Annotated in this window: 28 protein-coding genes; 6 read left to right on the forward strand and 22 right to left on the reverse strand. The window is 70.0% G+C overall.

Annotated features, from left to right (window positions below; translation table 11 throughout):
• Positions 1-21 precede the first annotated feature (21 nt).
• The 12 genes from JL101_RS21885 to JL101_RS21945 all read right to left on the reverse strand — a co-directional run bounded on the left by JL101_RS21885 (position 22) and on the right by JL101_RS21945 (position 10,378).
• Positions 22-2,052, reverse strand: a complete 2,031-nt coding sequence (locus JL101_RS21885) for a glycosyl hydrolase family 28-related protein (protein WP_203096338.1) — start codon at positions 2,050-2,052, stop codon at positions 22-24.
• Positions 2,053-2,077: 25 nt separating this feature from the next.
• Positions 2,078-2,686 carry a hypothetical protein gene (locus JL101_RS21895; protein ID WP_203096337.1) on the reverse strand — a complete coding sequence of 203 codons (609 nt, stop codon included), beginning with the start codon at positions 2,684-2,686 and terminating at the stop codon, positions 2,078-2,080.
• On the reverse strand, positions 2,686-4,599 hold the full coding sequence (locus JL101_RS21900; RefSeq protein WP_203096335.1) for a hypothetical protein: 1,914 nt from the start codon (positions 4,597-4,599) through the stop codon (positions 2,686-2,688). Before JL101_RS21900 ends, JL101_RS21895 begins: the two co-directional genes overlap by 1 nt.
• Positions 4,596-5,168 carry a hypothetical protein gene (locus JL101_RS21905; protein WP_202681962.1) on the reverse strand — a complete coding sequence of 191 codons (573 nt, stop codon included), beginning with the start codon at positions 5,166-5,168 and terminating at the stop codon, positions 4,596-4,598. The genes JL101_RS21900 and JL101_RS21905 overlap by 4 nt, the downstream gene beginning before the upstream one ends.
• A gap of 31 nt (positions 5,169-5,199) precedes the next feature.
• Complete coding sequence (locus JL101_RS21910) at positions 5,200-5,469, reverse strand: hypothetical protein (protein ID WP_203096333.1); 270 nt, start codon at positions 5,467-5,469, stop codon at positions 5,200-5,202.
• A gap of 29 nt (positions 5,470-5,498) precedes the next feature.
• Entirely contained in the window at positions 5,499-6,317 is an 819-nt protein-coding gene (locus JL101_RS21915) for a phage capsid protein (protein ID WP_203096331.1), read from the reverse strand.
• Between the two features lie 180 nt (positions 6,318-6,497).
• Positions 6,498-6,854 (reverse strand): HigA family addiction module antitoxin, encoded by a 357-nt coding sequence (locus JL101_RS21920; RefSeq protein WP_228435056.1) that lies wholly within the window; start codon positions 6,852-6,854, stop codon positions 6,498-6,500.
• A gap of 170 nt (positions 6,855-7,024) precedes the next feature.
• Positions 7,025-7,651: a capsid assembly protein gene (locus JL101_RS21925; RefSeq protein ID WP_203096329.1), complete on the reverse strand. Its 627-nt coding sequence runs from the start codon at positions 7,649-7,651 to the stop codon at positions 7,025-7,027.
• 45 nt (positions 7,652-7,696) lie between these two features.
• On the reverse strand, positions 7,697-9,151 hold the full coding sequence (locus JL101_RS21930; RefSeq protein ID WP_203096327.1) for a portal protein: 1,455 nt from the start codon (positions 9,149-9,151) through the stop codon (positions 7,697-7,699).
• A gap of 4 nt (positions 9,152-9,155) precedes the next feature.
• Entirely contained in the window at positions 9,156-9,557 is a 402-nt protein-coding gene (locus JL101_RS21935) for a hypothetical protein (protein WP_203096325.1), read from the reverse strand.
• A 24-nt stretch (positions 9,558-9,581) separates the two neighbouring features.
• The gene (locus tag JL101_RS21940; RefSeq protein WP_228435058.1) at positions 9,582-10,046 is read right to left on the reverse strand and encodes a hypothetical protein; all 465 of its coding nucleotides are present in this window, start codon (positions 10,044-10,046) and stop codon (positions 9,582-9,584) included.
• Positions 10,043-10,378, reverse strand: coding sequence for a hypothetical protein (locus JL101_RS21945; RefSeq protein ID WP_203096323.1), 336 nt, complete (start codon positions 10,376-10,378; stop codon positions 10,043-10,045). The genes JL101_RS21940 and JL101_RS21945 overlap by 4 nt, the downstream gene beginning before the upstream one ends.
• 261 nt (positions 10,379-10,639) lie before the next feature.
• Between JL101_RS21945 and JL101_RS21950 the strand changes: the two genes are divergently transcribed.
• Together JL101_RS21950 and JL101_RS21955 are read left to right on the forward strand one after the other, a co-directional pair.
• Entirely contained in the window at positions 10,640-11,272 is a 633-nt protein-coding gene (locus JL101_RS21950; protein WP_201073690.1) for a S24 family peptidase, read from the forward strand.
• Positions 11,273-11,344: 72 nt separating this feature from the next.
• A complete protein-coding gene (locus JL101_RS21955; RefSeq protein ID WP_228435060.1) occupies positions 11,345-11,695 on the forward strand; it encodes a hypothetical protein in 351 nt (116 codons plus the stop codon).
• Here the strand turns inward: JL101_RS21955 and JL101_RS21960 are convergent.
• The 4 genes from JL101_RS21960 to JL101_RS21975 all read right to left on the reverse strand — a co-directional run bounded on the left by JL101_RS21960 (position 11,668) and on the right by JL101_RS21975 (position 14,732).
• Complete coding sequence (locus tag JL101_RS21960; protein WP_158046941.1) at positions 11,668-11,955, reverse strand: DUF2312 domain-containing protein; 288 nt, start codon at positions 11,953-11,955, stop codon at positions 11,668-11,670. The two genes, JL101_RS21955 and JL101_RS21960, sit on opposite strands and share 28 nt — an antisense overlap.
• A gap of 350 nt (positions 11,956-12,305) precedes the next feature.
• Positions 12,306-12,617, reverse strand: a complete 312-nt coding sequence (locus tag JL101_RS21965; protein ID WP_203096321.1) for a DUF1244 domain-containing protein — start codon at positions 12,615-12,617, stop codon at positions 12,306-12,308.
• 133 nt (positions 12,618-12,750) lie between these two features.
• Positions 12,751-13,905 carry a carboxylate-amine ligase gene (locus JL101_RS21970; RefSeq protein WP_203096320.1) on the reverse strand — a complete coding sequence of 385 codons (1,155 nt, stop codon included), beginning with the start codon at positions 13,903-13,905 and terminating at the stop codon, positions 12,751-12,753.
• A gap of 5 nt (positions 13,906-13,910) precedes the next feature.
• Positions 13,911-14,732, reverse strand: coding sequence for an N-formylglutamate amidohydrolase (locus tag JL101_RS21975; RefSeq protein WP_203096318.1), 822 nt, complete (start codon positions 14,730-14,732; stop codon positions 13,911-13,913).
• Positions 14,733-14,897: 165 nt separating this feature from the next.
• On the opposite strand from JL101_RS21975, the gene JL101_RS21980 reads away from it, so the two are divergent.
• On the forward strand, positions 14,898-15,845 hold the full coding sequence (locus JL101_RS21980; protein WP_203096316.1) for a DMT family transporter: 948 nt from the start codon (positions 14,898-14,900) through the stop codon (positions 15,843-15,845).
• A gap of 117 nt (positions 15,846-15,962) precedes the next feature.
• Positions 15,963-16,739, forward strand: coding sequence for a FadR/GntR family transcriptional regulator (locus JL101_RS21985; RefSeq protein WP_228435062.1), 777 nt, complete (start codon positions 15,963-15,965; stop codon positions 16,737-16,739).
• A 6-nt stretch (positions 16,740-16,745) separates the two neighbouring features.
• On the opposite strand, the gene JL101_RS21990 is transcribed toward JL101_RS21985, so the two are convergent.
• Complete coding sequence (locus JL101_RS21990) at positions 16,746-17,561, reverse strand: IclR family transcriptional regulator domain-containing protein (RefSeq protein WP_203096314.1); 816 nt, start codon at positions 17,559-17,561, stop codon at positions 16,746-16,748.
• Positions 17,562-17,857: 296 nt separating this feature from the next.
• Here JL101_RS21990 and pyk point away from each other — a divergent pair, with 296 nt between their 5' ends.
• Positions 17,858-19,309, forward strand: coding sequence for a pyruvate kinase (gene pyk, locus JL101_RS21995; RefSeq protein WP_203096312.1), 1,452 nt, complete (start codon positions 17,858-17,860; stop codon positions 19,307-19,309).
• A 15-nt stretch (positions 19,310-19,324) separates the two neighbouring features.
• On the opposite strand, the gene glcF is transcribed toward pyk, so the two are convergent.
• From glcF to JL101_RS22020, 5 genes are all read right to left on the reverse strand, one after another.
• A complete protein-coding gene (gene glcF, locus JL101_RS22000; protein WP_203096310.1) occupies positions 19,325-20,668 on the reverse strand; it encodes a glycolate oxidase subunit GlcF in 1,344 nt (447 codons plus the stop codon).
• Between the two features lie 14 nt (positions 20,669-20,682).
• Positions 20,683-21,930 carry a glycolate oxidase subunit GlcE gene (glcE, locus tag JL101_RS22005; protein ID WP_203096308.1) on the reverse strand — a complete coding sequence of 416 codons (1,248 nt, stop codon included), beginning with the start codon at positions 21,928-21,930 and terminating at the stop codon, positions 20,683-20,685.
• A gap of 7 nt (positions 21,931-21,937) precedes the next feature.
• Entirely contained in the window at positions 21,938-23,425 is a 1,488-nt protein-coding gene (locus JL101_RS22010; protein ID WP_203096600.1) for an FAD-linked oxidase C-terminal domain-containing protein, read from the reverse strand.
• A 274-nt stretch (positions 23,426-23,699) separates the two neighbouring features.
• Positions 23,700-23,825 carry a type B 50S ribosomal protein L36 gene (gene ykgO / locus JL101_RS22015; RefSeq protein ID WP_012973122.1) on the reverse strand — a complete coding sequence of 42 codons (126 nt, stop codon included), beginning with the start codon at positions 23,823-23,825 and terminating at the stop codon, positions 23,700-23,702.
• A 119-nt stretch (positions 23,826-23,944) separates the two neighbouring features.
• The gene (locus JL101_RS22020) at positions 23,945-24,898 is read right to left on the reverse strand and encodes a methyltransferase domain-containing protein (RefSeq protein ID WP_203096306.1); all 954 of its coding nucleotides are present in this window, start codon (positions 24,896-24,898) and stop codon (positions 23,945-23,947) included.
• A gap of 310 nt (positions 24,899-25,208) precedes the next feature.
• Here JL101_RS22020 and JL101_RS22025 point away from each other — a divergent pair, with 310 nt between their 5' ends.
• Positions 25,209-26,438 (forward strand): sensor histidine kinase, encoded by a 1,230-nt coding sequence (locus JL101_RS22025; RefSeq protein WP_203096304.1) that lies wholly within the window; start codon positions 25,209-25,211, stop codon positions 26,436-26,438.
• Positions 26,439-26,446: the final 8 nt, after the last annotated feature.

Here is a 26,446-nt window from a genome sequence, read left to right on the forward strand (position 1 = left end):
AGCATCGGGTTCCAGGTCCTTTCATGGGTTGCGCGCCAGGATGTGCCAGGCGGCGCCGTTGGACATCGCGGTCACCGCATGCCCCTTCTCGACCAGCGCGATGGCCTCGCCGTCGGGTCCGCCGCCGCCCGCCTGGGTGACGGTCACGGCGTTGCCGCTGACGTCGGATTTCTTGATCGTGACGGTGCGGCCGACCGCCAGGGTGGCGGACGGGGCCGGCAGCCGGACCTCCGTCGGACCGCCATAGGCGCTGACCAGGTAGAAGCCCCGCGCCAGGTCCGGCTCGAACAGGCTGCCGCCCTCGAAGAAGCCGGCGTTGCCCGGCACCGCGTGGGCCGCCGTGATCCACCACGCCGCCCCGTTGGAGACGACGGTGACGAAATCGTACCGGCTGCCGAGCGGGAACGGCCTGCCGTCCGGCCCCGATCCGGTGGCGTCGGTGACCGTCACGGCGTTGCCGCTCAGGTCCATCTTCTTGACCGTCAGCGACCGCCCCTCGGCATCCGGGGGCGCCGGCAGGCGGAACTCGACGGCGCCGTTGAAGGCGCTGACCAGATGGACCGAGCGCGTCATGTCCGGCAGCACCAGCCCGCCCGCGACCGGGTCGACGAAGCGGGTCTCGTACCGCATCGCCTCCACCGTCAGGTCGGTGACCTGGCTTCTCTTGAACCGGTTCTTGGCGGGATAGCCCGCGTTGTAGGCCGTGAACTCGCCGCCGGACTGGTCCCAGATCGCCGGCCCGCCGCTCGCCGAGAACAGGTTGGTGATCGAGGTCTCCTTCGAGCCCGCCTCCAGGTACACGTTGGGCACGCCGCCGACCGACTCGGTGTAGAGGTTGACCAGCAGGTTCTTGTCGGTGTCCGGCCCGATCCGGAAGCAGGAATGGGCCGTGGTGGACAGGTTCGCCTCGCAATCGACGAAGGCGTTGTTGTAGCGCCCGTGCTGGACGTAGAAGCCCGACCCGGCGCTGGGCACCGCCAGCGAATAGACGCGGACGCAGTGGAACTTGTTGGCGTTCGGCGTGTCGCCCTCCCCCGTGCGGACAAGGTGGACGCCGTGCAGCAGATGGCGGACCACCAGCACCCGCGCCAAGTTGTTCCAGTAGCAGGGCCGGTCCGGGCTGTCGCCGCCGTCCAGCACGATGCCGGTCCCGGTGTCCCACACCGTCACGTCATGCACCGCGTTCTGCACGCACGGCCCGTCCCGCCCGGTCAGCTTGATGCCGACGCTGCCCTGCTCGATCCGCAGATGGTGCAGGCTGGCGTAGCTGTCGGGCAGCAGGACGACCGGAAAGCCCTCTCCGTCGGCGCGCAGGATCGACCCGGCGCCCGACCCGTGCAGCGTCTGCCCGTACCCCACCGGCAGCGTCCCGGTCACTCGGTAGGTGCCCGGCGGCACGAAGACGGACGTGGCGGCCGTCAGCGCGGCCTGGATCGCCAGGGTGTCGTCGGCGATGCCGTCGCCCACCGCGCCATAGTCCCGCACCGACGCCACGTCGGCCAGCTTGTCCCGGATCGAGCGCCGGACCGCGCCGGCTCCCGGGGCCACGAAGCTGCTCAGCGCGTCGGCGTCCACCGCCGGCGTCACGGTCGGGTTGCCGCCGCCGTCGAACGCCAGAAGCCGGTTCGCCCGCGCCGCCCGGCCGGGCAGCAGCGACGAGGCCGGCAGGTCGGTCGCGGCGTAGCGCAGCGTCAGCAACGCGTCGTCGGCGAGCTGCTGGACGCAGGCGGTCAGGTAGTCGAACTCGTCGTTGAGCGACCGGGCCGGCAGCGCGCCGCTCTCCAGGAAGTCGGTCACCCGCTCGTAGGGCAGCCGGCGCAGCAGCGTGACCTGGACGCCCTCGGGCGGGGCCACGTCGAAGGTGACGGTACCGCCCGCCGTGGCGCCGCTTCCGGTCACCGTGAAGCCGCCGGTCTGGAGGGCGGCGTCGAGATGGACCTCGATGTCCTCCGACGCGAAGATCGGGAACGGATAGGCGAAGGCCCGCTGTGTCCCGTCCGCGATATAGTGCCGGCGCGGGGGAACCGCGCCGATCTTGATATGTCCGGTCATGATGTGTCCACTTCCCGTGTCGCCCCTAATAGGCGTTGCCGAACAGTTCGAGCCGCTGGCGCTCGGCCAGCTGCGACTGGTCCAGCAGGTTGCGCCGGCGGGAATCCTCGACCTCCTGGGACAGCGCCTGCCCGCGCAGCCGCTCGACCGCCTGGGCGTTCCGGCTGTCGGCGTCGGTCCGGTTGACCAGTCCCAGCAGCACCGCCTCGCCGGACCCGTCGGCGGTGCCGCCGCCCCACGTCCCCAGGCTGGCCCGGCTGCGCCCGACCGCCCGGCGGAGGGCATCGCGGCGGGCCGCCTCGTCGGCTTCGGCGCTGGCCTGGATCTGGGCGCGGCGGGTCTCGATATCGGCCCGCTGCGCCTCGGCCGCTGCCTCCTGGCCCTGTAGGAGCTGCCGGGTCTGGAGGGCGTGGGTCTCGCGCAGCACCTCCTCGGCGTGGCGTTTCTGGTCGGCCAGCTCCCGCTGGCGGTTCGCCTCCTTCTGCTTCTCGAACTCCAGCTCCTCGGCCCTTTGCCGGGCTTCGGCCTCCGCCGCCTTGCGGGCGTCCGACGCGCTGGAAAAGCCGTTGACCACCCGCTGCGCGCTGGAGATCACCGGCAGGGCCTGCAAGGCCACGTTGGCAATGCCACCCATCAGTCGTTCACCTTCAATTCCATGGTTACGGAGAGCAGCGTGAACGGCAGGGGAGCGTCCTGCTCGATCCGCCACAGCGGTGCGGTCTGGTCCCGCGCCCAGCCGAGCGAGCGCAGCCGGCGGTCGCCGCTGACCCGTTGCGGGGCCGCGTCGCCGAGCGCCGCGTCGCCCAGCCGGCGCAGCGGGAAATCGGTCAGGCCGGCACCGACGTCGGCCCGCAGCGCCGCGGTGTCCTCCAGCTGGAAGACCGCCTGGACCAGCCGGAGCGCCGGTCCCCGGCCGCCGCCGGTGGACAGCGGGCTGGGCGGCAGCGGCTCGACCACATGGGTGAAGGGCAGTCCCGCCTCCACCGTGCGGGCCGGCGGGTCCAGGGTTATGGCGCCGCCGGACACCGTCGCGTCCGGCCGAAGCACGCCGTCGGCCACCACCCCGACGGCCCGCCCCTCCAGGTGGTCGAGCCCCGACCACACGGCGGCCGGTTCGTCGCTCTCCCCGTACAGGCCGGCATCCAGGTGGAGCGCGTCGTCCAGCCGCTCGATGTTCCAGCGGGTCGAGAAGCCTTCCGGCCGCTGGACCAGCAGATGGACGTCGTCGCCGACCACGGCGACGGAATGGATCGTCCCGCCGGTGTCGATCCGGGTCCAGGCGGTGACCTGCTCGGCGCGGAACAGGGTCAAGGCTCCCAGCGTGCCGTCGGCCATGACGATCAGCATCAGCCGGCGTCCCTGGTCGTAGTCCTGGTCCACCGGGCGGACCACCAGATGCCGGGCCAGCAGCGCCAGGTCTGTCGCCTGGTACGCCTGTTCGCTGTCGGCGAACAGGAACTCCCGGATCTCCCGGCCGTTGCGCGACACGAACAGGGTCGCCCCGTCCACGTCGCGCGGCGGCACCGACCGGTCGGTCGGCGAGCCGATGCGGGTCTGGCGGTTGAGCTGGATGGTCTGGGGCGTCAGCGGCTCTCCCGTGACCATCCATTCCGCCCCCGAGGTGAAGACCTGCAGGTGCCGGCCCGAGAACACCGCCCGGATCGCGTTGATCTGGTCGGACAGGATGCCGAACTCGATCGCCTCGTCGTCGAGCCCCGTCCCTAAGTCGAAGTTCCAGATATCGGCGGAGCGGGACAGCCACAGCCGGTTCGGCAGCTCGCGCGAGCCGCCGATCACCAGCCGGTCCTGGTGGAACGCGGCCGAGACCGGATAGCCCCGCAAGGGCGAGAAGGCCTGCTCGTCCCACACCGCCGTGGCGGCGGTCCCGGTCAGCGCCTCGGCCGTCACGACCCGCACCTGCGTCCCCGACAGCACGTCCAGGACGGTGACCTGGCGGCCCGCCACCCGCAGCCTGACGCCCGCGTGCCCCGGCTGGAACACGGCGGCCGAGGCGGTCAGGACGACCGTCCCGGTGGTTCCGTCCGGCGTCAGGGTCACCCCGGCCGGCGCGAAGCGGTACCAGGGCTGGCGGATCGCGCTCCCTTCCACCAGGAATTGCCACTCCTCCAGCGACCACGCGGACTCTCCCGTACGCTTCAGCTTGCGCGGGGCGACGTCGGGATGGCAGACCAGCAGGGTGTCGCCGCTCTGGGTCCAGGTGATCTGGCCCAGCTGCGACGCCGTCCAGGGCGCCTCGACGGTCGCCACGACGGCGTCGCCGCGCAGCACGTCGATGCGGTATTCCGAGAAGGCCAGCAGGTAGGTCTGCTCGGTGCTGAACTCGAACGCGACCAACCGCCCCGGCCCCCGCGCCGCGGCCGAGAACGCCATGCCCGGCCGCCGGGTGATCCCGCCGGTCGGGTGGATCAGCAGGTTGCGCAGGGTCAGCGCCCCGTTGTCGTAGGCCCGGAGGTCGCCGCGCCCCAGCAGCAGGCGGGAAATCTCGCCGCTGGTGAAGTTGGTCTTCAGGATCCGGACCCGGGTCATCGGCCGCGCGCCTCGACCAGGGTGAAGTCCTCGAAGCCCGGCTGGCTGTCCTGTTGGACGTCGATCAGCCGGGCGCGCCGGAACTCCGCCTCCGCCAGCCGGGCCAGCGCCTCGGCCCGGCTGGTGTTCTCGGTCAGCGGCAGGCAGAACTCCGCCGCCAGCCGGGCGATCAGCGCCTGGTCGAAGAACGGCGGGAACGCCGCCTCCGCCGGGCGGCTGACATAGGTCAGCGTGACCTGGTCGCTGTCCGACTGGAGCGTGGTGCCGACGATCCTGTAGCCGATGCCCCGGCCCCGGCCGGGCGTCCCGGCGGACAGCGCCCGCAGGAAATCGACCGGCAGGGCATGGGCGAAGCCGTGGTCGCCGAGCGGCGCCTCGGCCAGCCGGGCCAGCGTCGCCTGGACCGTCGCGAAGCTCCAGGCGTTGGCCGAGAGCAGCGCGTCGCGGGTCGGCCCGTAGAGCGCGTCCGCGACCTCCGCCTCGGCGGTGCCGTCGGTAAAGCCGGTGATGGAAGCTGCCCCGATCTTGATCAGGGCCCTGCTGCACAGACCGATCGGGGTCAGCGCCATGGGGTGGTTCTCCTCTGGCAGGGGGGCTGGATCAGTCGCCGTTGGTGGCGCCGACCTGGGTCAGGTTGGCGACGTCCACGGTGCCGCCGCTGTTGGAGGCGACCAGCAGGATGCCGGCCTGGGGCGTCCCGTCGGCGTCGAGGTTGGCCATGATCATGTCGCCGACCCGCAGCATGTCGGAGGCGGCGTTGAAATAGCCGGCGGTGTCGGCGTCCGCCGCGAGGTCGCCGGTGACGTAGTGCCAGAGCGTGAAGCCGTTGGCATATGCCAGGACGCTCAGGTCCTTGGTCTTGAAGGCCATCTTCGGAACTCCTGGGGATGGGGGATCGGTCAGTTCTCGAGGCAGCGCAGGGTGACGACGCCTGATGTGTCGATCAGGCAGGCGCCCTGGCTCATCATGTTGTTGACGAAGTGCGAGGCGCGGTCGCCGTGCCAGGTCACGTCGGTGGTGACGTCGGCGCCGGCCGCGTGCCCGACCGCCGTCTTGTGGTACCAGTGGCAGAGCCGCACGTTGCCGTTCAGCGTCAGGCCGGAATGGGGGATCCACAGGGTGCCCAGCCAGCGCTTGGCCTGGGTGCCGCGCCACGGCAGCTCGTCCGGCCCGACATAGTCGGACTTGGCGAACTCCTCGATCCCCAGCAGCTGGCTCCACTGCTTCCAGCCGACCACCGCGTAGCGCTGCCCGTCGTCGGGAACGTCGGCTTGGCCCAGCGTCTCGAAGGCGGCCAGCACCTTGGCCTTGGTCAGCCCGTCGGTGGCGAGGCCGGCATAGCTGACGGAGGTGTCCAGCTGGGCGATGATCAAGTCGTCGGTCTTGCGGCCCAGCGCATAGGCACCGGCGTTGGTGATGACCGAGCGTTCGTCGATGTTGGTCTTCAGCTCGTCCAGCTTGTCGACCCAGTCGCCGGCGTAGTAGTCGGTCAGGATGCATTCGACCGGCGCGTGGTCGATGTTCATCACCGGGACCGCGCCGTGGCGCGCCTTGGGCGAGGCGACCCCCTTGCCGACCTTCTGGAAGATGGTCGAGGCGCCGCGGACGTCGCCCTTGCTGCGCACCGTGTTGCGCAGCTTGGAGCCCATCCGCTGGAAGCTCTCGTGGACCTCGCGCTCGAACTGCTTGACGAAGGCCCTGTCGATGGTGGTGGACATGGATGCGCGATCCTTTCTGGAAGGCCCGCCGTGACGCGGGCAAAGAAAAAGGCCAGACCGCGAGGTGCGGTCCGGCCCGGTGGACGGAGTTGTGGTGTTGACAGGGAAAGTATTAGGTTTTTATTCCTTTTCGGTCAAGCCCTTTTTCATCGCTCCGCGAATTTTCCCCGAAGGTCCGGCTCAGGCGGGCCGGAACGGCATGACCTCCGCCGCGATCCTGGCGCCGGCTTCCCGGCGGGCCGTCTCCAGATCATACCGCGCCTGAAGATTGATCCATATCTGCGCCGACGTGCCGAAATACCGGCCGAGCCTGAGCGCGGTATCGCCGGTGATGCCGCGCCAGCCCGTGACGATGGCGTGGATCCGCGTCGCCGGCACCCCCACGTCCTTCGCCAGCCTGTAAGCCGAAATGCGGAGCGGCCCGAGAAACTCCTCGGAAAGGATCTCGCCGGGATGAACGGGAGGAAGCATCTCGCCGGTTGCCACGTCGGCAAAGTCGATGCTCCCCGCGTCGATATCCTCACGTGCGATGGCCATGCGTTCCTCCCGTCACTCTCCGGTTCGAGGGTAATCGACGCTCCCGACCTCGGCAACCGGAGCTGTACCCGATCAGGTCGATCCGCCCGAGACGGCCGATCCGATGCGTTGCGCCATGGGCGCAACACAGCCGCGAGGATCGGAGCGGTTCAACCTGATCGGGTTCCGCTCTACTCGCGGTCGGGATACATCCGGCGGAAGCCCTCCGTCACCTTGGCGAGCAGGGCAGGGTCGCGGTCGCGCCAATAGCGCGGGTCGCGCATCATCTTGTGCAGGTCGGCCTCGCTCCCCGCCGGCTGGGTCTCGGCCGCCCCGCTCCCCGCAACCGCGCGGAGCGCCGCCGGCTCCGACGCGGTCATCATGCGGTGAAGGGCGATCACCCCGTCATAGCTGGTGGTCAGGCCGTCCAGCGCCGATGCCGGCAGGTTCTTCTTCGCCCAGGCCAGGAGCTGGCGGGAGATCTCGCGCCAGGCATCCTCGCCGCCGAAATGGCTGACCAGCCGCATCACCTCGCGCTCCGCCTCGAACTCGAAGGCGATCTGCCGGATCATCGGCACCAGCCGCTCGGCCGCCAGATCGTACAGCAGCTGCGCCTGCTCGGGCGTGAAGCCGGCGGCGTGGAGCCGCCGGTTCAGGTCCGGGTCGGCCTCGAACAGCCCATGGTCGCACCGGATGCAATAGCCGTCCGGCGCGTCCGGCACGCCCAGCATCCGCATCAGCGCGGCGCGGTCGGGAACGCCGGCGCCGGGGGTAACCGGGTCCGAGGCCGCGGGGTCGATCAGCAGGGATTCGCTCATAGGTCACACTCCTCAGGATGAAACGAAAGGAAGGAAGAAGGGAACTCACTCCGCCGCCGCGGGCGCCGTCCGGACCAGCTCGCCCGGCACGCCGAACGAGCGGCCGAGCCAGCGGGCCGCGGCGGCATGGTCGACCGCCGCCTCGGCGTCCTTGCCGAGGCCGCCGGCCACCTCCAGCCAGCGCAGCGTCGCCTGGACGTCGCGCTGGGCCTGCGCCTGGGCCAGGGGCGAGCGGTACTGGAGCTCGACCGTCCTGCCGTCCACGGCGACGTCGGGGATCTCGCCGCGCCGGCGCAGGATCGCGACGGCCCGCATCATCAGCGGCGTCAGCAGCTCGGACTGGAGCCGGCCATAGGTGGCGCCCAGCAGGCGCGACATCTCGGCCGACCGTTCCAGCACCTCGGTCGCGGTCATCCGGCCGTCCGACACCTGCCCCAGCCGGTCCACCAGCAGGGCGTGCCGGATGCGCCGCCGCAGGTCGTCGAGCACCAGCTGCGACACGTCGAACCGGCCGGGCGCCGCCAGGGGCGTCAGCCCCGCCGACCCCACCGCCTTGGGGATGATGGTGCCGGGCACCAGCCGGATCGTGCCGGGGTTCAGCACCCCGTCGTCGTCGGCCTGCCAGATGCCGGTGACCGCGATCGAGGCGTTCTTCAGCACCAGTTCGACCACCTTGTTGGCCGTCTTGATGTCGGGCAGCGCCTTCATCACCGGCGACCGGCCATAGGTCTCGCCCGGCGCCTTCAGCCAGCGGAAATTGATGAAGGGGGAGCGGGCGAACCGCCCCTCCGCCAGGACGGCCGCCTCCGCCAGCCCGCTGTCCAGGATCACGCTGTAGCGGTAGGCCGAACCGTCCTTCAGGACCGCCTCGACCACCGCGAAGCGGGCCTGGGGATCGCGGGCGGCCTCCCGCTCCAGCGCGTCCGGAACGGCGGCGTCGGGGAACCGCAGCCGGAGCTGCGCCAGGGTCAGCTCGCTGCGCCGGAAGGTCCCATCCAGCCGCCCGTCGGCGCCCTCCTCCAGCACGACCTCGGCCAGCGGCACCGCGGTGAAGCGGAAGCCGGAGTAATCGCCCGGCGCCGCCTCCTCGAACAGCAGGCAGGCGGTCCCGGCGGTCACCAGGTCAAGGTAGCATTGGTGCATCTCGACCGCGAAGTTCGACCGGTCGAAATGCGACTGGAGCGTGATCGCCGCCTTCTCCAGCACGGGGGCGGCGGCGTCCCGCTCGGCATCGTCCAGGTCCGGCCCGGGCGCCAGGCCGAACCAGCGGGACCAGGGCGGCGTCAGCTGGGCCAACAGGCTGGCGGCGAGCTGTTCGACCGCGTCGGCCGCGGTGCCGTCGAACAGCCGGTCGGCCTTGCGTTCCCCCGGGCTTCCCCCGGAGCCGAACCCGCCGCCGTGGGGCAGCGCGTGGTCGTAGCATTCCTGCCAGTGGGCTTCCCAGACGCTCCGCCTGGATTTGGCCGCGTCGAAGCGCTGGAGCAGCGCCGGTGCGTCCATCGCCCTACTCCCCCAGCAGGCGCTTGCGCGCCGGCGCGGCACCGGTTCCGGCCTGCTGGAGAACGCCGCGCCACGAGGTCAGCACCGTGCCGGTCAGGCTGCGGTCGCGCCGGGCCAGCGCCTTCTCCGCGGCGGCCAGCGCATCGGCCTGCTCCTGCGTGGCGGTCTTCGCGGGCGTGACCGGCGCGGGAGCCGGCGCCACGGGCTCGGCCGGCGCCGGCTTTGTGGCGGGTTCCTCCTCGACCGGCACCGCCGGGGTGGGGTCGGGCCTGGACACGACCGGCGCGGGAACGGTCGGTTCCGGCACGGCCGGCGCCGGGGTGACGGACGCCGTCGGGGACGTGGCGGCCGGGGACGTCGTGGTCACGACGGACGGCACCTTGGGCGGCGAGAACATCTTGGCCATGGGGATCGGGCTCCTTCGGAAGGTTCAGGAAAAGGCCGGCGAACCGGCCCGGGTGGACGCACGGCCGGCGGACGCGCACCCGACCGGCGACGCCGGGTCGAGCAGCCGGCGGTAAAGCTGCCAGGGGGTCAGCACCCAGCGGTCATGCAGCCCCAGCACCCGCTTGGCCGCTTCCACGCAGGTGAACGGCCCCCAGGGTGCCGGGCGGTCCAGGTCGCGCCGGACCGGGGCCGCCACCACGGCATGGCCGCGCTCGGCGAACCAGCCGACGAGGTCGAAGCCGGCGGCGACCGGCTGGACCGCGATCTCCAGGTGCGGCGACAGCGGGTCCACCGTGATCCAGTGGGTCCCGTCGTTCAGCGCCACGAAGCAGTGGCGGAAGCCCGGCCGCAGCAGCCGGAGCCACCACAGGTCGGCATCGCCGCAGAACACCACCCAGGCCCGCGGCTCGGCGCGGGGCGGGGCGGCGGGCGCCAGGGTGCCGCTCATCCCGCGAGCCGGGCGTCGGCGACGATGCCCTTCTCGCGCAGGATGGGATCCAGGAAGTCCAACGCCTCCCGCCACAGGCCGGACGCCCGCACCTCCAGCCGGCGCTCCGGATCGGGCGCCATCAGGCGGCGGCCGTAATGGACCAGCACGTGGAGGTGGTCGCGGATCAGCTTGCGCTGGCGGTACAGCCGGTCGACCACGCGGATCATGTCGAGCGGTTCGCAGGGGCGCGGCACCATGCCGCGGCCGGCGACGATGCGGGCTCCGGACGCGCGGGCCTCCTGCGCCTGGACGAACCAGAACCAAGCTTCCTCGGCGCTGTCGAAAGGCACCGCGAAAGCGTCGGGATCCGTGTCGGGTCGCGGAGAACCGGGACTTCCGGCAGGAGAAGGCGGGCGATGCCGAAGGGGAGACGGGGACGGGTGGCCGGACAAGGCGGCACCTCCTGTGCGGACTGGATTTCGGGGAAGGGCATCTTCCTGCGGGAAGAACCCCCTTGATGTTCCCCTTATGTTCCGCTTTAATTCCTACGTCAAGCTTTTTGTGAAAACGTTCCTAGGGACATGAGGACCAGAATATGTGAAATTGTTCCCATGCTTAAACACGCAGACATTTGGCAGGCGATTGATCGCCTCGCAGCCCAGAACGGGCTGTCGGCCTCCGGCCTCGCGCGGCGGGCCGGGCTGGACCCGACGACGTTCAACAAGAGCAAGCGGACCACGACCGAGGGGAAGCTGCGCTGGCCGTCGACCGAGAGCATCTCGAAGGTGCTGGAGGCGACCGCCAGCTCGTTCAGCGATTTCGTCAGCCTGGTCGACAACGAGCAGATCACCGGCGCCACCCAGCGCATCCCGGTGATCGGCTATGCGCAGGCGGGCGCCCAGGGCTTTTTCGACGATGCCGGCTATCCCGTCGGCAGCGGCTGGGACGAGCTGCAATTCCCGCACGTCGGCGATCCGCAGGCCTATGCGCTGGAGATCACCGGCGACAGCATGGAGCCGGTCTACCGCGACGGCGACATCATCATCGTCTCGCCCTCGGCCAGCCTGCGGCGCGGCGACCGCGTCGTGGTCAAGACCACCGGCGGCGAGGTGATGGCCAAGCAGCTGCTGCGCTCGACCGCCAACAGGATCGAGCTCCAGTCGATCAACCCGGCCCACCCGTTGCGCACGCTCAGCCCGACCGAGATCACCTGGATGGCGCGGATCGTCTGGGCAAGCCAGTAGGCCGCGGGACGGCCGACTAGGATTGGAATAAATTCCTTTGACCGCAGCGTGGGTTTGTGGTCACATCGCCCCATGACGGACGATTCGCACCCCAACGCCGCCGATCCGGCGACTCTCCTGGCCGACCTGTATCTGGATTTTTCCGGTCCGCCGCCGCGCGCGGCCCTGTCGGCGACACTATTGGGCGGCCGCGCCCCTCGTGACGCCGGGCGGATCGCGGCGGCCGGGCGCTTGGCCTCCCGCCTCGCCGCCGATGCCCGACTCGGCATCGCCCGCCGCCGGGCGGCCTTCGGGCGCATTACCCGGGCCGATCCCCGGATCGATCCATGGCTCGCCCGCCTCGTCGCCGACCTGGCGCTTCACCGGGCGAGCGCGGTGGCCCGCATGGCGTCGGCTCACTCCATGCCGAGCGCCATCTTGTAAAGCTCGATCAGCTCTTCTTCCTCCTGACGCTCCTCCTTGGCCTTCTTGCGAAGCCGGATGATCGTCCGGATGATCTTCACGTCGAAGCCGGTGCCCTTGGCCTCGAGATAGACATCCTTGATGTCGTCCGAAATGCCCTTCTTCTCTTCCTCGAGTCGCTCGATGCGCTCCACGAACGAGCGCAGGCGATCGGCGGCGATACCGCCGACATCGTTCGCCGGCCCGGCATCGGCCCGCGCCGCAACTGAAGTGTCCGTCATGAATTCCTCGTCACCAGAAACGACTTGTCGGAGGCACCATAGCCAATCCGACCGCCAAGGGCACCCCCGCCGACGCTCCGCCCCAACTTTTCGATAGCCCCGGAAGTCTCGTCACCCCGCCGCCCCCCTTCGGTGCCGTAGGTCGGACTTCGCCCGCCAGGGCGAACTCCGACGCACTGCATCGACGCTCCGGCCCGCCTGTCGGCGTCGGCCTTCGGCCGAGGCCGACCTACGGAATACCGATCAAAAGCACTGTTCCGCAATCCGGACCGGGGCACCCTGTTCGGAAACCGCTCCAGGATAAAGGGAAGCGGTTCCTCAAAAGTCCCTCAACTCCAAGGAGCCGCCCCTCAGTGGTCCGATCGGGCCTGTGCGGCGGCGAAGGCCTGCTGCTTCTCGGCGGAAGCCTCGGACTGGTGCTTGTTCTTCCACTCCTCGTAAGGCATGCCGTAGATGATCTCCCGCGCCTCGTCGTAGCTCATCTCCAGTCCCTTGCCCTCGGCGGCCGCCCGGTACCATTTCGACAGGCAGTTCCGACAGAACCCCGCCAGGTTCATCATGTCGATGTTCTGCACGTCGGTGCGGTTGCGCAGGTGCTCGACCAGCTGCCGGAAGGCCGCGGCCTCAAGCTCGGTGCGCGTGCGTTCGTCCAGTTCGGTCATCGTCGTCCACTCCCCAAAGCGCTTCCGATCAGGCGGAAGCAGTCGGCTTGACATGGCGTCACCCACCGCCGGGCGCAACCGCTTCGTCGGGAGGGACGCGGCCGGACGGACCACGCCGATGCGCCCGCCGCCCTCAGCCTCCCGCCGCCGGCTCCAGCCCGTGCAGGGTCTCGCCGATCAGCCAGTCCACCACCAGCTTCAGCGCGTCCTCGGCCGTTGCGCCGGCCGCCAGCGCCTCCTGGTAGACGGCGACCTGCCGGTGGGCGCTGGTGCCCCGGGCCACGATGCCCCGGGCGTTCTCGATCGCCTCGACGCAGCCCAGCGCCTCGGCGTCCTCGCGCAGCAGGCCGATCAGCTCCTCCAGCAACTCGCCATAGGGGACGATGCCGCCCCGGCCGAAATCGATCAGGCCGGCGTCGAAGCCGTAGCGCTGCGCCCGCCAGCGGTTCTCCTCCAGCAGCAGGTTGCGGTAGCGCCGCCACGCGACGTTGCCGCGCCGCAGCCGCCACAGCATGCGCAGCAGGCAGACATAGAAGGCGGCGACGGTCAGCGTGTCGTCCAGCCGGGTGCAGATGTCGCTGATCCGCATCTCCAGCGTCGGGAACCGGCCCGACGGGCGGATGTCCCACCACAGCTTGGTCGCGTCCTCGATCACCCCGGCATCGACCAGCGCGCCGACCTGCTGCTGGAACTCGCCGAAGCTCTGGTATTCCTCCGGCATGCCCGTGCGGGGCAGCTCGTTCCAGACCGCCAGCCGGTAGCTCTTCAGCCCGCTGTCCTGCCCCTGCCAGAACGGGGAGGAAGTGGACAGCGCCAGCAGATGGGGCAGGAAGTAGCGGACCTGGTTCATCAGGTCGATGCGCAGGTTCTCGTCCTCGATCCCGACATGGACATGCATGCCGCAGATCATCAGCCGCCTGGCCGGCGCCCCGATGTCGCGGGCCAGCATGTTGTAGCGGTCCCGGTTGGTGTGCTTCTGCGGCAGCCACACCGCGAACGGGTGGGTCGAGGCCGCGATCGGTGCCAACCCGTAACGGTCCGCCACGTCGGCGACCGAGCGGCGCAGCCAGGTCAGTTCGGTCCGCGCCTCCGACAGGTCGGCGCAGACGCGGGTGCCGATCTCGATCTGGCAGCGCAGGAACTCGGGATGGACCTGCTCGGGCGCCACGGCGGCGCAAGCCTCCAGCATGTCCTCGGGCGGGTCGGGCACGATATCGCGGGTCTGCCGGTCTACCAGCAGGTATTCCTCTTCGATGCCGAGCGTGAAGCTGGGGGCCGGTGCAGCCATGATCCTCAGAAGTGCTGGATGCGATACAAGGTAGGGTCGTCCAGGACCTCGTCCAGGGCCTCGCCCAGGATGCCGGCCCATTCGGCCGCCCCGTGGCGGGTGTCGATCAGGTCCTGGCGGATCTCCACCAGCAGATGGGGCAGCCCCGGCACCACCGCGTGGCGGTCGATGGTCGATCCCTCCGTGCCCTTGCCGGTATAGGGCTCGTTGTCGCCCACCACCAGGCGGGCGTCGGCCCGGAGCCGTTCCATCACCGGCACCGGCATGCGGGGATCGCGGTCCCACAGGATGCCGATATGCCAGGGCCGCTCGATACCGTTCATCACGGGGGTGAAGCTGTGGATCGACACGACCGCCGGAACCTGCCCGCGCCCGCGCAGCCGGTCGATCTCGGCGGCCGCGGTCGAATGATAGGGCCAGAACAGCCCGTCCACCCGCTGCGCCGCCTCCGCCGGGTCCAGCGCCCGGTTGCCCGGCACCACCACGCCGTCGCTGATCACCGGGATCGAGGTCGGGTCGTCCAGGTCGCGGTTGAGGTCGATGATCAGGCGGGAATAGCCGGACAGCACGGCCGCCGCGTCCCAGCGTTCCACCAGCGCCCGGGTCACGTCGGCGGCGCCGATGTCGTAGGCGATGTGCCGGGACAGCGCCGCGTCGTCCAGCCCCAGCGTCCCCAGCGACGCGGGCATGGCGTTGGAGGCGTGGTCGCACAGCAGCAGGACCGGCGCGCGGCCCTCGCGGTTCAGGACCGTCACCGGCGGCGGATCGCCGGGACCGAGCAGCGGCGGCATCGCCGAGGGCTTGGGAGCCGTGGAGGAAGCAGACATGAACGCCACTATACCCGAAACGCCGCACGGCGAAATGCCCCGCGACACCGAAATCCGGGAGCATGGCCGCCCTGACGAAATCCTCCCTTGCCACGGCACCCCCGCCGGGTGTCCATGCACATCCCGCGCGTCTCTTTCGGCCCCGTCTCCTTCGGAACCTTCCCGATGCCCAGCACCCCTCCGGTCCCCTCGCCCAAGATCATCGCTCCGGGCCTGTCCCCCGCGGCCATCGCGGCCGACCGCGCGGCGCGGATCGCCCTGATCGCCCTGCTGGTGGGTGCGCTCGGCATCGCGCTGTCGCCGATCTTCGTCCGGCTGAGCGAGATCGGGCCGACCGCCACGGCGTTCTGGCGCATCGGCTTCGCCATGCCGGTGCTGCTGGCGTGGCTGGCGCTGGAGGGGCGCGGCACGGCGGCCCCCCGCCGTCCCTCGACCCGGCGGGACTATCTGCGGCTGACCTGGGCCGGCCTGTTCTTCGCGGGGGACCTCGCGGTCTGGCACTGGTCGATCCAGTTCACGTCGGTCGCGAACTCGACCCTGCTCGCCAACTTCGCGCCGATCTTCGTCACGCTGGTGTCCTGGGCGGTGTTCAAGCAGCGCTTCTCGCGGACCTTCATCGCCGGGCTGGCCCTGGCGATCGGCGGCGCCGTCGTGCTGATGGGCGAAAGCCTGAACCTCAGCCTCAGCCACCTGTTCGGCGACGCGCTGGGCATCGTCACGGCCATGTTCTACGCCGGCTACATCCTATCGGTCGGCCGGCTCCGGGCCGAGTTCTCGACCGCCACCATCATGACCTGGACCGGGCTGGTGACCGGCCTGACGCTGATGCCCCTGGCCCTGCTGTCGGGCGAAAGCCTGATCGCCCCCAGCCTGTACGGCTGGCTGGTGCTGGCGGGCCTGGGCGTGATCAGCCACGCCGGCGGCCAGAGCCTGATCGCCTACGCCCTGGCCCACCTGCCGCCGGCCTTCTCCTCGGTCAGCCTGCTCCTGCAACCCGCCGCCGCCGGCGTGTTCGCCTGGATCCTGCTCGGCGAACCGCTGAGCGCCTGGCAGGCCGCCGGCGCCGCCATCGTCCTGGCCGGCATCTTCATCGCCCGGCGGGGCAGCCGGTAGAACGCCCTTCCAAGCCTTGCGGAACGGTCCGGTCAGGACCCTCTGGCGTCAGACGCCGTCTGGTATTACCATGGCAACCCCTATCGAACGAAGACCCGGCCCGGAGGAAGGCGCAAAGTGACCGAGACGAGCGAAGCGGCCGAACCCGTCGCCAAGGCCGGCGCGGACCGGGTTTCCGACAGGGTCGCGACCAAGCTCCTGGACATGATCGCCCACGGCGAGCTGACGCCCGGCCAGCGGCTCCCGGGGGAGCGGCAGCTTGCCGAGCAGATGCAGGTCAGCCGGGTGTCGGTCCGGGCGGCCTTGCAGCAGCTCAAGACCCAAGGCTTCCTGGCCGCCGTCCAGGGCGGCGGCACGCGGGTGCTCTCGACCGCCGGCGACATGGACCCGGCGCTGACCGAGATGATCCGGGTCAAGTTCGACAATCTGTATGACCTGGCCGAGATCCGCGTGATCCTGGAATCCTGGGCGGCCCGCCGCGCCGCGATCAACGCCACGCCCGAGCAGGTGGCCGAGATCGGCCGGACCGTCGTCGCCATGGCGCAGCCGTCGCGCGGCAAGCTGCGGGCGACCGACGACGTGGACTTCCACATCGCGATCGGCAAGGCGGCGGGCAGTCCGGTCTACATGCACATCCTGTCCGTCATCCGCGACACGCTGACCCAGATGCTGGAGTTCCACCGGCACGAGCTGTTCGAGCGGTCCGAGGACAAGGTCGTGCTGGCCCAGCACCGGGCGATCCACCGCGCCATCGACCGGCACGATCCCGACGCCGCCGCGACCGCCATGACGGCCCACCTGACCTGGGTGCTCGACCACTACCATGCCGCCCGGCGCCGCCGCGACGAGGCCGGCGCGGAAAAGCCGCCGGTGGCGGACGCTCCCGCCGGATAGGCCGCCTCAGCCCCGCCGCTGCGGGGCCACGCCGCCCAGCGCCCGGGTGATCTCCCCGGCGGCGCCGACGACCAGCACTCCCAGTTCGGCGATCCGCCCGTCGGGGATCCGGACGGCGGGGCCGGAGATCGACAGGGCGCAGAGCGGCCTGCCGTGCTCGTCATGGACCGCGGCCGCCACGCAGCGCAGCCCGACCGAGTGCTCCTCGTCGTCGACGGCGTAGCCGCGCCTCCGGGTCTCCGCCAGGTCCCTCGCGAGGTCGTCCGGACCGGTCAGCGTCCGCCCGGTGATCCGCTTCAGCGGCAGCCCCTTCAACACCGCCAGCGCCTCCTCCTCCGGCAGGGCCGCCAGCAGGGCCTTGCCGACGCCCGAGCAGTAGAGCGGCGCGCGCGTGCCCGGCTGGGACAGGGCGCGCATCATCTCCCGGCATTCGACCTGGGTCAGGATGACCGCCTCGCCCTTGTCCTCGACCGCGAGGTTGACGGTCTCGCCCGAGTCCTCCATCAGGCGCCGCATGACCGGGCGCGCGATCACGGCATGGTTCCGCCGGCGCAGGAAGGCGCCGCCGACGGTGAAGGCCTGCACGCCGATGAACCAGCGCCCCCGGTCCTCGTCGAACGCCACGTAGCCCCGCTGCTCCAGGTTCTTGAGCAGGCGGTGCGCGGTGCTGGGCGGCTGGCCCGTCAGGGCCGCCAGCTCGGCCGAGCCGACGCCGTCCCCGGCCGCCGCGATGCATTCCAGCAGGTCGAGCGACCGGCTCAGCGCCTGGACCGGGCCGGCCGCCTCCGCCCTGGTCCCCTGTTGCCCGTGATCCCCGTCCAAAGCCTCTCCGCCAGTCTGGAAAACCCACCCCCTGTGTAAGGGCTGTCGCGGAGCGGCGCAACCGGGCGAAACGTCGGCCGCTCCGCCCGGTCAGTCGAACAGGCGGCCCCGACCCGACCGGCATTGACATTCCGGCACCGGACGGCAAGTTTTGGCTCGGCGGTGACCCGCCCGCGGCACCCGCCCGTTTCGGCCCGCCCGTCTCGGAATGACCGCACACCGGCATTGTTGACCATCCGACGCCTCCAGCCGGGGCGAAGCCTCCTGAACCAAGACCCGCGCGAGAAGGGATTCACATGAAACGCAAGGCCAGTTCGATCCGGCGTTCCCGCTCGACCAAGATCGTCGCGACGCTCGGGCCGGGCACGTCCTCGCCGGAACAGATCCGCGCCCTGTTCGAGGCCGGCGTCGACGTGTTCCGGCTCAACTTCAGCCATGGCGTCCAGGAGGACCACGGCACCCGACTGGAGATCCTGCGGGGGCTGGAAAAGCAGGCGGGCCGCCCGATCTGCGTCATGGCCGACCTGCAGGGGCCGAAGCTCCGCGTGGGCCGTTTCGCCGACGGACCGATCAAGCTGAGCCCCGGCATGAGGTTCCGCCTCGACCTGTCCGACGAGCCGGGCGACGAGACCAGGGTCAAGCTGCCCCACCCCGAGATCTTCGAGGCGCTGACCCCCGACACCGACCTGCTGCTCGACGACGGCCGGGTCCGGCTGCGCGTGCTGAGCTGCGGTCCCGACCATGCCGAGACGGAAGTGGTCACCGGCACCCAGCTGTCCGACCGCAAGGGCGTCAACGTCCCGAACGTGCTGCTGCCGCTGTCGCCGCTGACCGCCAAGGACCGCGACGACCTGCGCTACGCGCTCGACATCGGCGTGGACTGGGTGGCACTCAGCTTCGTCCAGCGGCCGGAGGACGTGGCCGAGGCGCGGCGGCTGATCGCCAACCGCGCGGCGCTGCTGGTCAAGCTGGAGAAGCCGTCCGCCATCGCCCACCTCGACGAGCTGATCGAGATGGCCGACGGCATCATGGTCGCGCGCGGCGACCTTGGCGTGGAGATGCCGGCCGAGGACGTGCCCAGCATCCAGAAGCGGATCGTCCGCGAGTCGCGCATGGCCGGCAAGCCGGTGATCGTCGCGACCCAGATGCTGGAATCCATGATCGGCTCGCCGGCCCCGACCCGCGCCGAAGCGTCCGACGTCGCGACCGCCGTCTATGACGGTGCCGACGCCGTGATGCTGTCGGCGGAGACCGCGACCGGCGCCTACCCGATCGAGGCCGTGTCGATCATGGACCGCATCGCCCGCCGGGTCGAGCACGACCCGCTCTACCGCGCCATCATGGACGCCCAGCACCCCGACCCCCAGCGGACCTCGGCGGACGCGATCACCGCGGCGGCCCGCCAGGTCGCGCATACCGTGTCGGCCGCCTGCATCGTGACCTACACGACCTCCGGCTCCACGGCGCTCCGCGCGGTCCGCGAGCGGCCGGACGTGCCGATCCTGTGCCTGACCTCACGCCTGGAGACCGCGCGCCGGCTGGTGCTGTCCTACGGCGTCCACAGCGTCAACACCGGCGACGTCAGCACCTTCGCCGAGATGGTCCAGAAGGCCTCGCGCATCGCCTACCAGGACGGCCTCGCCACCGAGGGCCAGCGGCTGGTGATCACCGCCGGCATCCCCTTCGGCACCCCCGGCAACACCAACGTCCTGCGCATCGCCTGGGTCGAGGGCAACAGCCAGCCGTGAGGCCGGCATTCCCGGCTACTCCGCCGCCTGGACCTGCGGGGCCGCCTTCGGCCGCGTGACGAAGGCCGGGTTGCCCTTCAGGGCCTCCGGCAGCGGGCCGCCGGTCGCCCAGTCCAGCAGCTCGACCGTATGGACGATCGGGATGCCGGTGCCGGACCCGATCTGGGTCATGCAGCCGATATTGCCGGCGGCGATCACCTGGGGCTTGGTGCTCTCGATGTTGTGGACCTTGCGGTCCCGCAGCTTCGTCGCGATCTCGGGCTGAAGCAGGTTGTAGGTGCCGGCCGAGCCGCAGCACAGGTGCCCCTCCGGCACCTCGCGGATCTGGAACCCGGCGGCTCCCAGCAAGGCGCGCGGCGGCGTCTTGATCTTTTGTCCGTGCTGCATCGAGCAGGCGGAATGGTAGGCAACCACCTGCCCCGTCTCGACCACCGGCTCGCCCAGGCCCAGTTCGGCCATGAACTCGGTGACGTCCTTCGCCAGGGCCGAGATGCGCGCCGCCTTGTCGGCCAGCTCCTTGTCCTCCCGGAACATGAAGCCGTAGTCCTTGACGGTCGTTCCGCAGCCGGACGTGTTGATCACGATGGCGTCCAGGCCGCCCCGCTCGATCTCCCGCGTCCAGGCCAGGATGTTGGCGCGGGCGAAGCCGTGGCTGCTGTCGGTCTGGCCCAGATGGTGGTTCAGGGCGCCGCAGCAGCCCGCCCCCTTGGCCACCACCACCTCGACGCCGTGGCGGGTCAGCAGGCGGACGGTGGATTCGTTGATAGCGGTGTTCAGCACCTGCTGGGCGCATCCGTTCAGGATCGCGACGCGCTTGCGCCGCGCGCCCTCGGCCGGGATCACCTGCGGCTTGTCCACGGCGCTGGGGCCGGGAATCCGCTTCGGGGCCAAGGCCAGCATGCCCTTCAGCTTGGCGGGCAGGACGCCCGCGACCGGGCTTCCCGCCCGCGCGGCCATCAGCGCCATGCGGAACAGGCCCGGACGCGGCAGGACCGTCGCCAGCATCCTGCGCATCAGCCGGTCCGCCGCCGGACGGCGGTAGGTCTTCTCGATATGGGCGCGGCCATGGTCGACCAGGTGCATGTAATGCACGCCGGACGGACAGGTGGTCATGCAGGACAGGCAGGACAGGCAGCGGTCGATATGCTTGACCACCTGCTCGGTCGCCGGCTTGTCGTTCTCCAGCATGTCCTTCATCAGGTAGATGCGGCCGCGCGGGCTGTCCAGCTCGTCGCCCAGCAGGGCATAGGTCGGGCAGGTCGCCGTGCAGAAGCCGCAATGGACGCAGGCGCGCAGGATCTTTTCGGACTCGCGGACATCGGCGTCGGCGAGCTGGGCGAGGGAGAAATTGGTCTGCATGGCGGTTCTCTGCGTCAGACCCCGGCGTACATGCGGCCGGGATTGAAGATGCGCTTGGGGTCCAGGGTTTCCTTGACGCGGGCGGACAGGGCCGCCAGCGGTGCCGGCTGGGGATGGAACACGTCGGAAGACGCGCGGACGGTGTCGGGCGCCCGGATCAGCGTGGCGTGGCCGCCGCCCGATCCTCCGCCCAGGCCGACCGCGCCGCGCACGGCGTGCTGCCCGGCCGCCTCGGCGCCGGGATCGACGGCGAGCCAGATCAGGCCGCCGCCCCAGTCGAAATAAGCGTCGGAGCCGGGCAGCCGCCGCTTGATGTCGGCCACCACCCGGGCACCGTCGGCGGGCGGCACCGACAGGCGCCAGACCAGCCGTTCCGGTTGGGCAACGAACGGCTTGACGTCCCGGAGGGCGGCCCAGAAGGCCAGCGACGGCTCGCGGTCCAGGAAGTCCACCGTCCCGAAGCCGCCGAGCAGATCGCGCAGCTTGCCGGCGCGGTACTCGATCGACCGGCCGAAACCCTCCAGCCGGATCGCGGTCGCCGCGGCGTCCGATCCCCCGGTGCCCAACTCCTCGACGCCCAGCCCGCCCGCCAGCGACGCCGGCACATGGGCGGCGCCGGCGACTTCGTAGGGGCTCTGCAGGGCCAGCGCCATCACCCGGATGGCGTCCGTGTCGTCCAGCCCGCGGACCAGCACGGTGCGGGTGACCTCCGGCGCCGGAAGCACCTTCAGCGTGACCTCGGTCAGCACCGTCAGCGTGCCGTAGGCGCCGGCCACCAGCTTGGGCAGGTCGTAGCCGGTGACGTTCTTGACCACCCTGCCGCCGGCCTTGAAGGCCTCGCCGCGGCCGCTGACCGCCTGGCACCCCAGGAAATGGTCGCGCACGGCGCCCGCCTTGACCCGGCGCGGCCCCGCCAGATTGCAGGACACCACGCCGCCGATCGTCTGGCGGCCGGCCTCGCCGCCCAGCAGCGGGCCGAAGTCGGTCGGCTCGAAGGCGAACTGCTGGCGGTTCTCGGCCAGCAGGGCTTCCAGCTCGGCCAGCGGGGTCCCGGCGCGGGCGGACAGCACCAGCTCTTCCGGTTCGTACAGGGTCACGCCGGTCAGGCCCGACAGGTCGAGCGTGTGGGTCGCCTGGAACGGGCGCCCCAGCGCCCGCTTGCTGCCGTTCCCCACCAGCTCCAGCGGGGTTTCCTCGGAAATGGCCCAGCGGACGGCCTCCAGGGCCTGGTCCGCGTCCGTGGGCTTCAGATGTGTCTTCATGCCGGGCCTAGAAGCGCGGGAGGTCGGGAAACGGGATCTGCCCGCGGTGTATATGCATGCGGCCCAGCTCGGCGCAGCGGTGGAGCTGCGGGAAGACCTTGCCGGGGTTCAGCAGCCCTTCGGGGTCGAAGGCGCATTTCAGCCGCTGCTGCTGGTTCAGGTCGATCTCGGTGAACTGGTGGGTCATCAGGTCGCGTTTCTCGACCCCGACGCCGTGCTCGCCGGTCAGCACGCCGCCGACCTCGACGCACAGCTTCAGGATGTCGGCGCCGAAATCCTCCGCCGCCTGCAACTCGCCGGGCTTGTTGGCATCGTAGAGGATCAGCGGGTGCAGGTTGCCGTCGCCGGCGTGGAACACGTTGGCGACCCGAAGCCCGTGCTTCTCCGACATCTCGGTCATGCGGTTGAGGACCAGCGGCAGCTGCTTGCGCGGGATCGTCCCGTCCATGCACAGATAGTCCGGGCTGATCCGGCCCACGGCGGGGAAAGCCGCCTTGCGCCCGGCCCAGAAAACCATCCGCTCGTCCTCCGACTCGCTGACCCGGACCGAGACGGCGCCGCAGTCGCGGGCGATCTTCTCCACCTCGCCGATCAGGTGGTTGACCTCCGCCTCCGGCCCGTCCAGCTCGACGATCAGCAGCGCCTCCACGTCCAGCGGATATCCCGCGTGGACGAACTCCTCCGCCGCGTGGATCGCCGGCTTGTCCATCATCTCCATGCCCCCGGGAATGATGCCGGCCGCGATGATGGCGGCCACGCAGTTGCCGCCGGTCTCGCTGCTCGGGAATCCGATCAGGACGGCGCGCAGCGTCTCCGGCTTGCGCAGGATGCGGACGGTGACCTCGGTCACGACGCCCAGCAGCCCCTCCGACCCGGTCATGATGCCGAGCAGGTCGTAGCCTTCGGCATCCAGGTGCTTGCCGCCGAGCCGGACGATGTCGCCGTTCATCAGCACCATCTCGATGCCGAGCACGTTGTTTGTGGTCAGGCCGTATTTCAGGCAGTGGACCCCGCCGGAATTCTCCGCGATGTTGCCGCCGATCGTGCACGCGATCTGGCTCGACGGGTCCGGGGCGTAATAGAACCCCTCGTGCGCCACCGCGGTGGTGATGCCCAGGTTGGTGACGCCGGGCTGGGCGGTCACGGTCCGGTTGGCGTAGTCGATGTCCAGGATCTTGTTGAATTTGCCCAGGCCCAGGATGATCCCGTCGGCCAGAGGCAGCGCGCCGCCGGACAGGGACGTGCCGGCTCCCCGGGGAACGACCTTGATCCCAAGCTCGTTGCAGTATTTCAGGACCTGGGAGACCTGCTCGGTCGTGGTCGGCAGGACGACCACCATGGGCAGCTGGCGATAGGCCGTCAGGGCGTCGGTCTCGTAAACCCGCATCTCGTCACGTTCGACGATGACGCCTTCGCCCGGCACGATGGCCCTCAGAGCATTGACGATCTCCGCCCGGCGGGCGAGCACCGAAGCGTCAGGCGTGGGCATCTTGATCATGCCGTGTTTCCTCCTCCAGCGGACGGGGCCGTACAGCGGCAACAGCCGATGCCGGTCTCTTGTCCCTCGGCCGCGCCTCGTCGGCGGCGGCATTTCATCGCGCGCACATTGGAAAATCGTCGCGTTGATGTAAAGTGGTATCACCACTTGGCCGAACAAGAGGCCCTGAAGAAAGGATCCTGCGGGTTTTCACCACCCCTGAAAAGCAAAACCGCGCCGAAACTGCGGCGCGGTCACCCCCCGGAGATACGGGCTCTCCCCTTCAGCACGCTCAGCCCTGGCGCGCCTTGAAGCGGGGGTTCTGCTTGTTGATGACATAGACGCGGCCCTTGCGGCGGATCACGCGGCAGGCCTTGTGCCGGGTCTTCATGGATTTCAGCGAGTTCACGATCTTCATGGTTCACAGTCCCAGGAGGGTAAGTCACAAGAGCGGCGGAAAATATGGAGCGCAAGGCCCGATGTCAACAAGCGCCTGTGTTTGCGCGCCGTTTTCGGGTCAGCCTTCCGACCCCCGGGTCAGCCTTCTGACCCGTCGGCCAGTTTCAGGGCGAAGAAGCGGTACATGCGCAGCCCGCCCTGCAGTGCGGCGACGCGCCGCGCCCAGAGCTCGACCTCCTCGACCACCGCCAGCTTGGTCTCTTGGTCCATGCTGTGCTTCTCCAGGAACTCGGTCAGCGACTGGATGGCGGCCAGGATCAGCACCCGGTGGGCGTCGGTGACGTCCTCGGTGATGCGGATGTCCAGGTTGCGCTGCTGGAGCGAATTGACCGTCTTGGCGACCGTCAGCGGGAACGGCTCCAGCGGTTCCTTCGCCAGCCATTCCTTCACGGCCGGCGAGCGCGGCTCGTCCTTCTCGAAGACATAGTCGGTGAAAAGGAGCTGCCCGCGCGGCTTCAGGCTCATCTCGATGCCGTCGCACAGGTTCTCCCGGTCCTTGATGCAGAAGAACGCCTCCTTGGCGAAGATGCAGTCGAACCGCTTCGGATGCCGGAAATTCTCGGGGTCGTAATGGGTGACCGTCGCCTGCTTGGCCATGCCGGCCTTGACCGAGCGCTCCATCCCCTCCTTCGCGAGGACGGGGGACGGCTCCAGCCCGGTGACCCAGCAGCCGTACTGGGCCGCCATCTTGCGCGCAGCACCCCCCAGGCCGGCCGCCAGGTCGAGCACGCTCATCGCCGGGTTCAGCCCCAGCGGCTTGACCAGGTCCGGTATGTAGTCCTCGCCCCCCGGCGAGGTGAAGCCTTCGCCCCACAGCTTCTCGACCACGCCGACCCGGGTCGCGGACCAGAGCGGCTTGCCGAAGCGGGAATTGACGCCGGGCATCGCCGGCCTGGGCGCCGCGGGAGCGGCCGGCGCGGCTGCCGCCGGTTCCGGCGCTGCGTCCGCCTTGCCCTCGGGCAGGTCATAGCCTTCCCACCAGGCAAGCAGACGCTTCTTCCAGGGCTTACCGGTCGCCGAGGCTTCGCTCATCTCCCAAACATCGTCCTGAATGCGGCATGGAACAGCCGCGGCGCGGACCGCCGACGGCGCTACCCTCGTAGCATGATGCCGTTAAACGCCGGTTAAGGGGAATTGGAAGCTTTTCTGGAAAGCCGGGAGCGGATCGTCCCGGAGCGGCAAAAGAACGCGCCGAACTTTCATACTATAACCATAGGGTGTTAACATAGGAGCGCCAACCTTTCTCTAGGTTGCTTTTTGGTTTCATGTTACCTGATGATGATCATAAGGCCCCTGAAAGGCTCGAGAAAGTCGGGGTCCAAACAGTCATCCCTGTGTCTGAATGATCCATCCGCCATGCACCGGCCGGAAGCGCTCCGAAACCGAAGGCTTTCCCGCCATCGTTCCTCCGCTGCCGTTGAACGAGCCGAAACGGCTTGAAACCCTGCGGCGCTACGCGTTGCTCGACACGCCGCCGGAGGCCGCCTATGACCGGATGACACGTCTGGCCGCCCGGATGCTCGGCACCCCGGTCTCGCTGATCAGCCTGCTCGACGAAAGCCGGCAGTGGTTCAAGTCGCGCCACGGCTTCGACACGCCGTGGACCGGGCGCGACCTGGCTTTCTGCTCCTACACCATCCTCCAGGACGACGTCATGGTGGTCGCCGACGCGCTCCAGGACGAGCGGTTCGCCCGGAACGCGCTGGTGACGGACGATCCCGGCATACGGTTCTACGCGGGCGTGCCCCTCCGGACCTCCGGCGACCTGGCATTCGGGTCCCTGTGCGTCATCGACAACGTTCCCCGGCACGATTTCGGGGACGAGGAGAAGGCGATCCTGCGGGATCTGGCCGCCATGGTGATGCACGAGATCGAGGCCCGCCACGCGGCCGACGTCGCGGCCCGGGAGATCGAGGAACGCCGCAAGGCGGAGCGCGCGCTCGCCGCGGCGCTGGAGGAGAAGGAGACCCTGCTGCGCGAGATCCACCACCGGGTCAAGAACAACCTCCAGAGCCTGTGGGGCCTGCTCCAGATCGAGAAGTCGAAGCTGGCCGACGGCCATGCCAGGGAGCGGATGGACGCGGTCAGCCAGCGGATCAGCGTGATGGGCAGCATCCACCAGCAGCTCTATACCTCGCCCGACCTCTCCCGGATCGACCTCGCCGCCCATATCGAGGAGCTGTGCCGCGGCCTCATGGACCTGCACGGCCGGCACGACCGCGTCAGGATCCTGATCGAGGCGGATCCCCTGGAATGCACCCTCGATACCGCGATCCCCCTGGGCCTGATCGCGAACGAGGTGATCTCCAACAGCCTGAAGCACGCCTTTCCGGGGGAGCGGGACGGCACGGTGCGGGTGAGGCTGCGCCGCCTGTCCGATGCCGCACACCCCGACGGGCTGACGGAACTGCTGCTCGCCGACGACGGCGTCGGCATGCCGCGGGCCGCCGGGGGCGAGGACCAGGGAGGCATCGGCATGATCCTGATCCGCGCCCTCGCCGCCCAGATCGGCGCCGGCGTCTCGGTCGAGCACGACCCCGGCCTCGCGATCCGGATCCGCTTCGCCGAATGACGCCGGCC

It is taken from the genome of Skermanella rosea, from assembly GCF_016806835.2.
Lineage (GTDB): Bacteria > Pseudomonadota > Alphaproteobacteria > Azospirillales > Azospirillaceae > Skermanella > Skermanella rosea.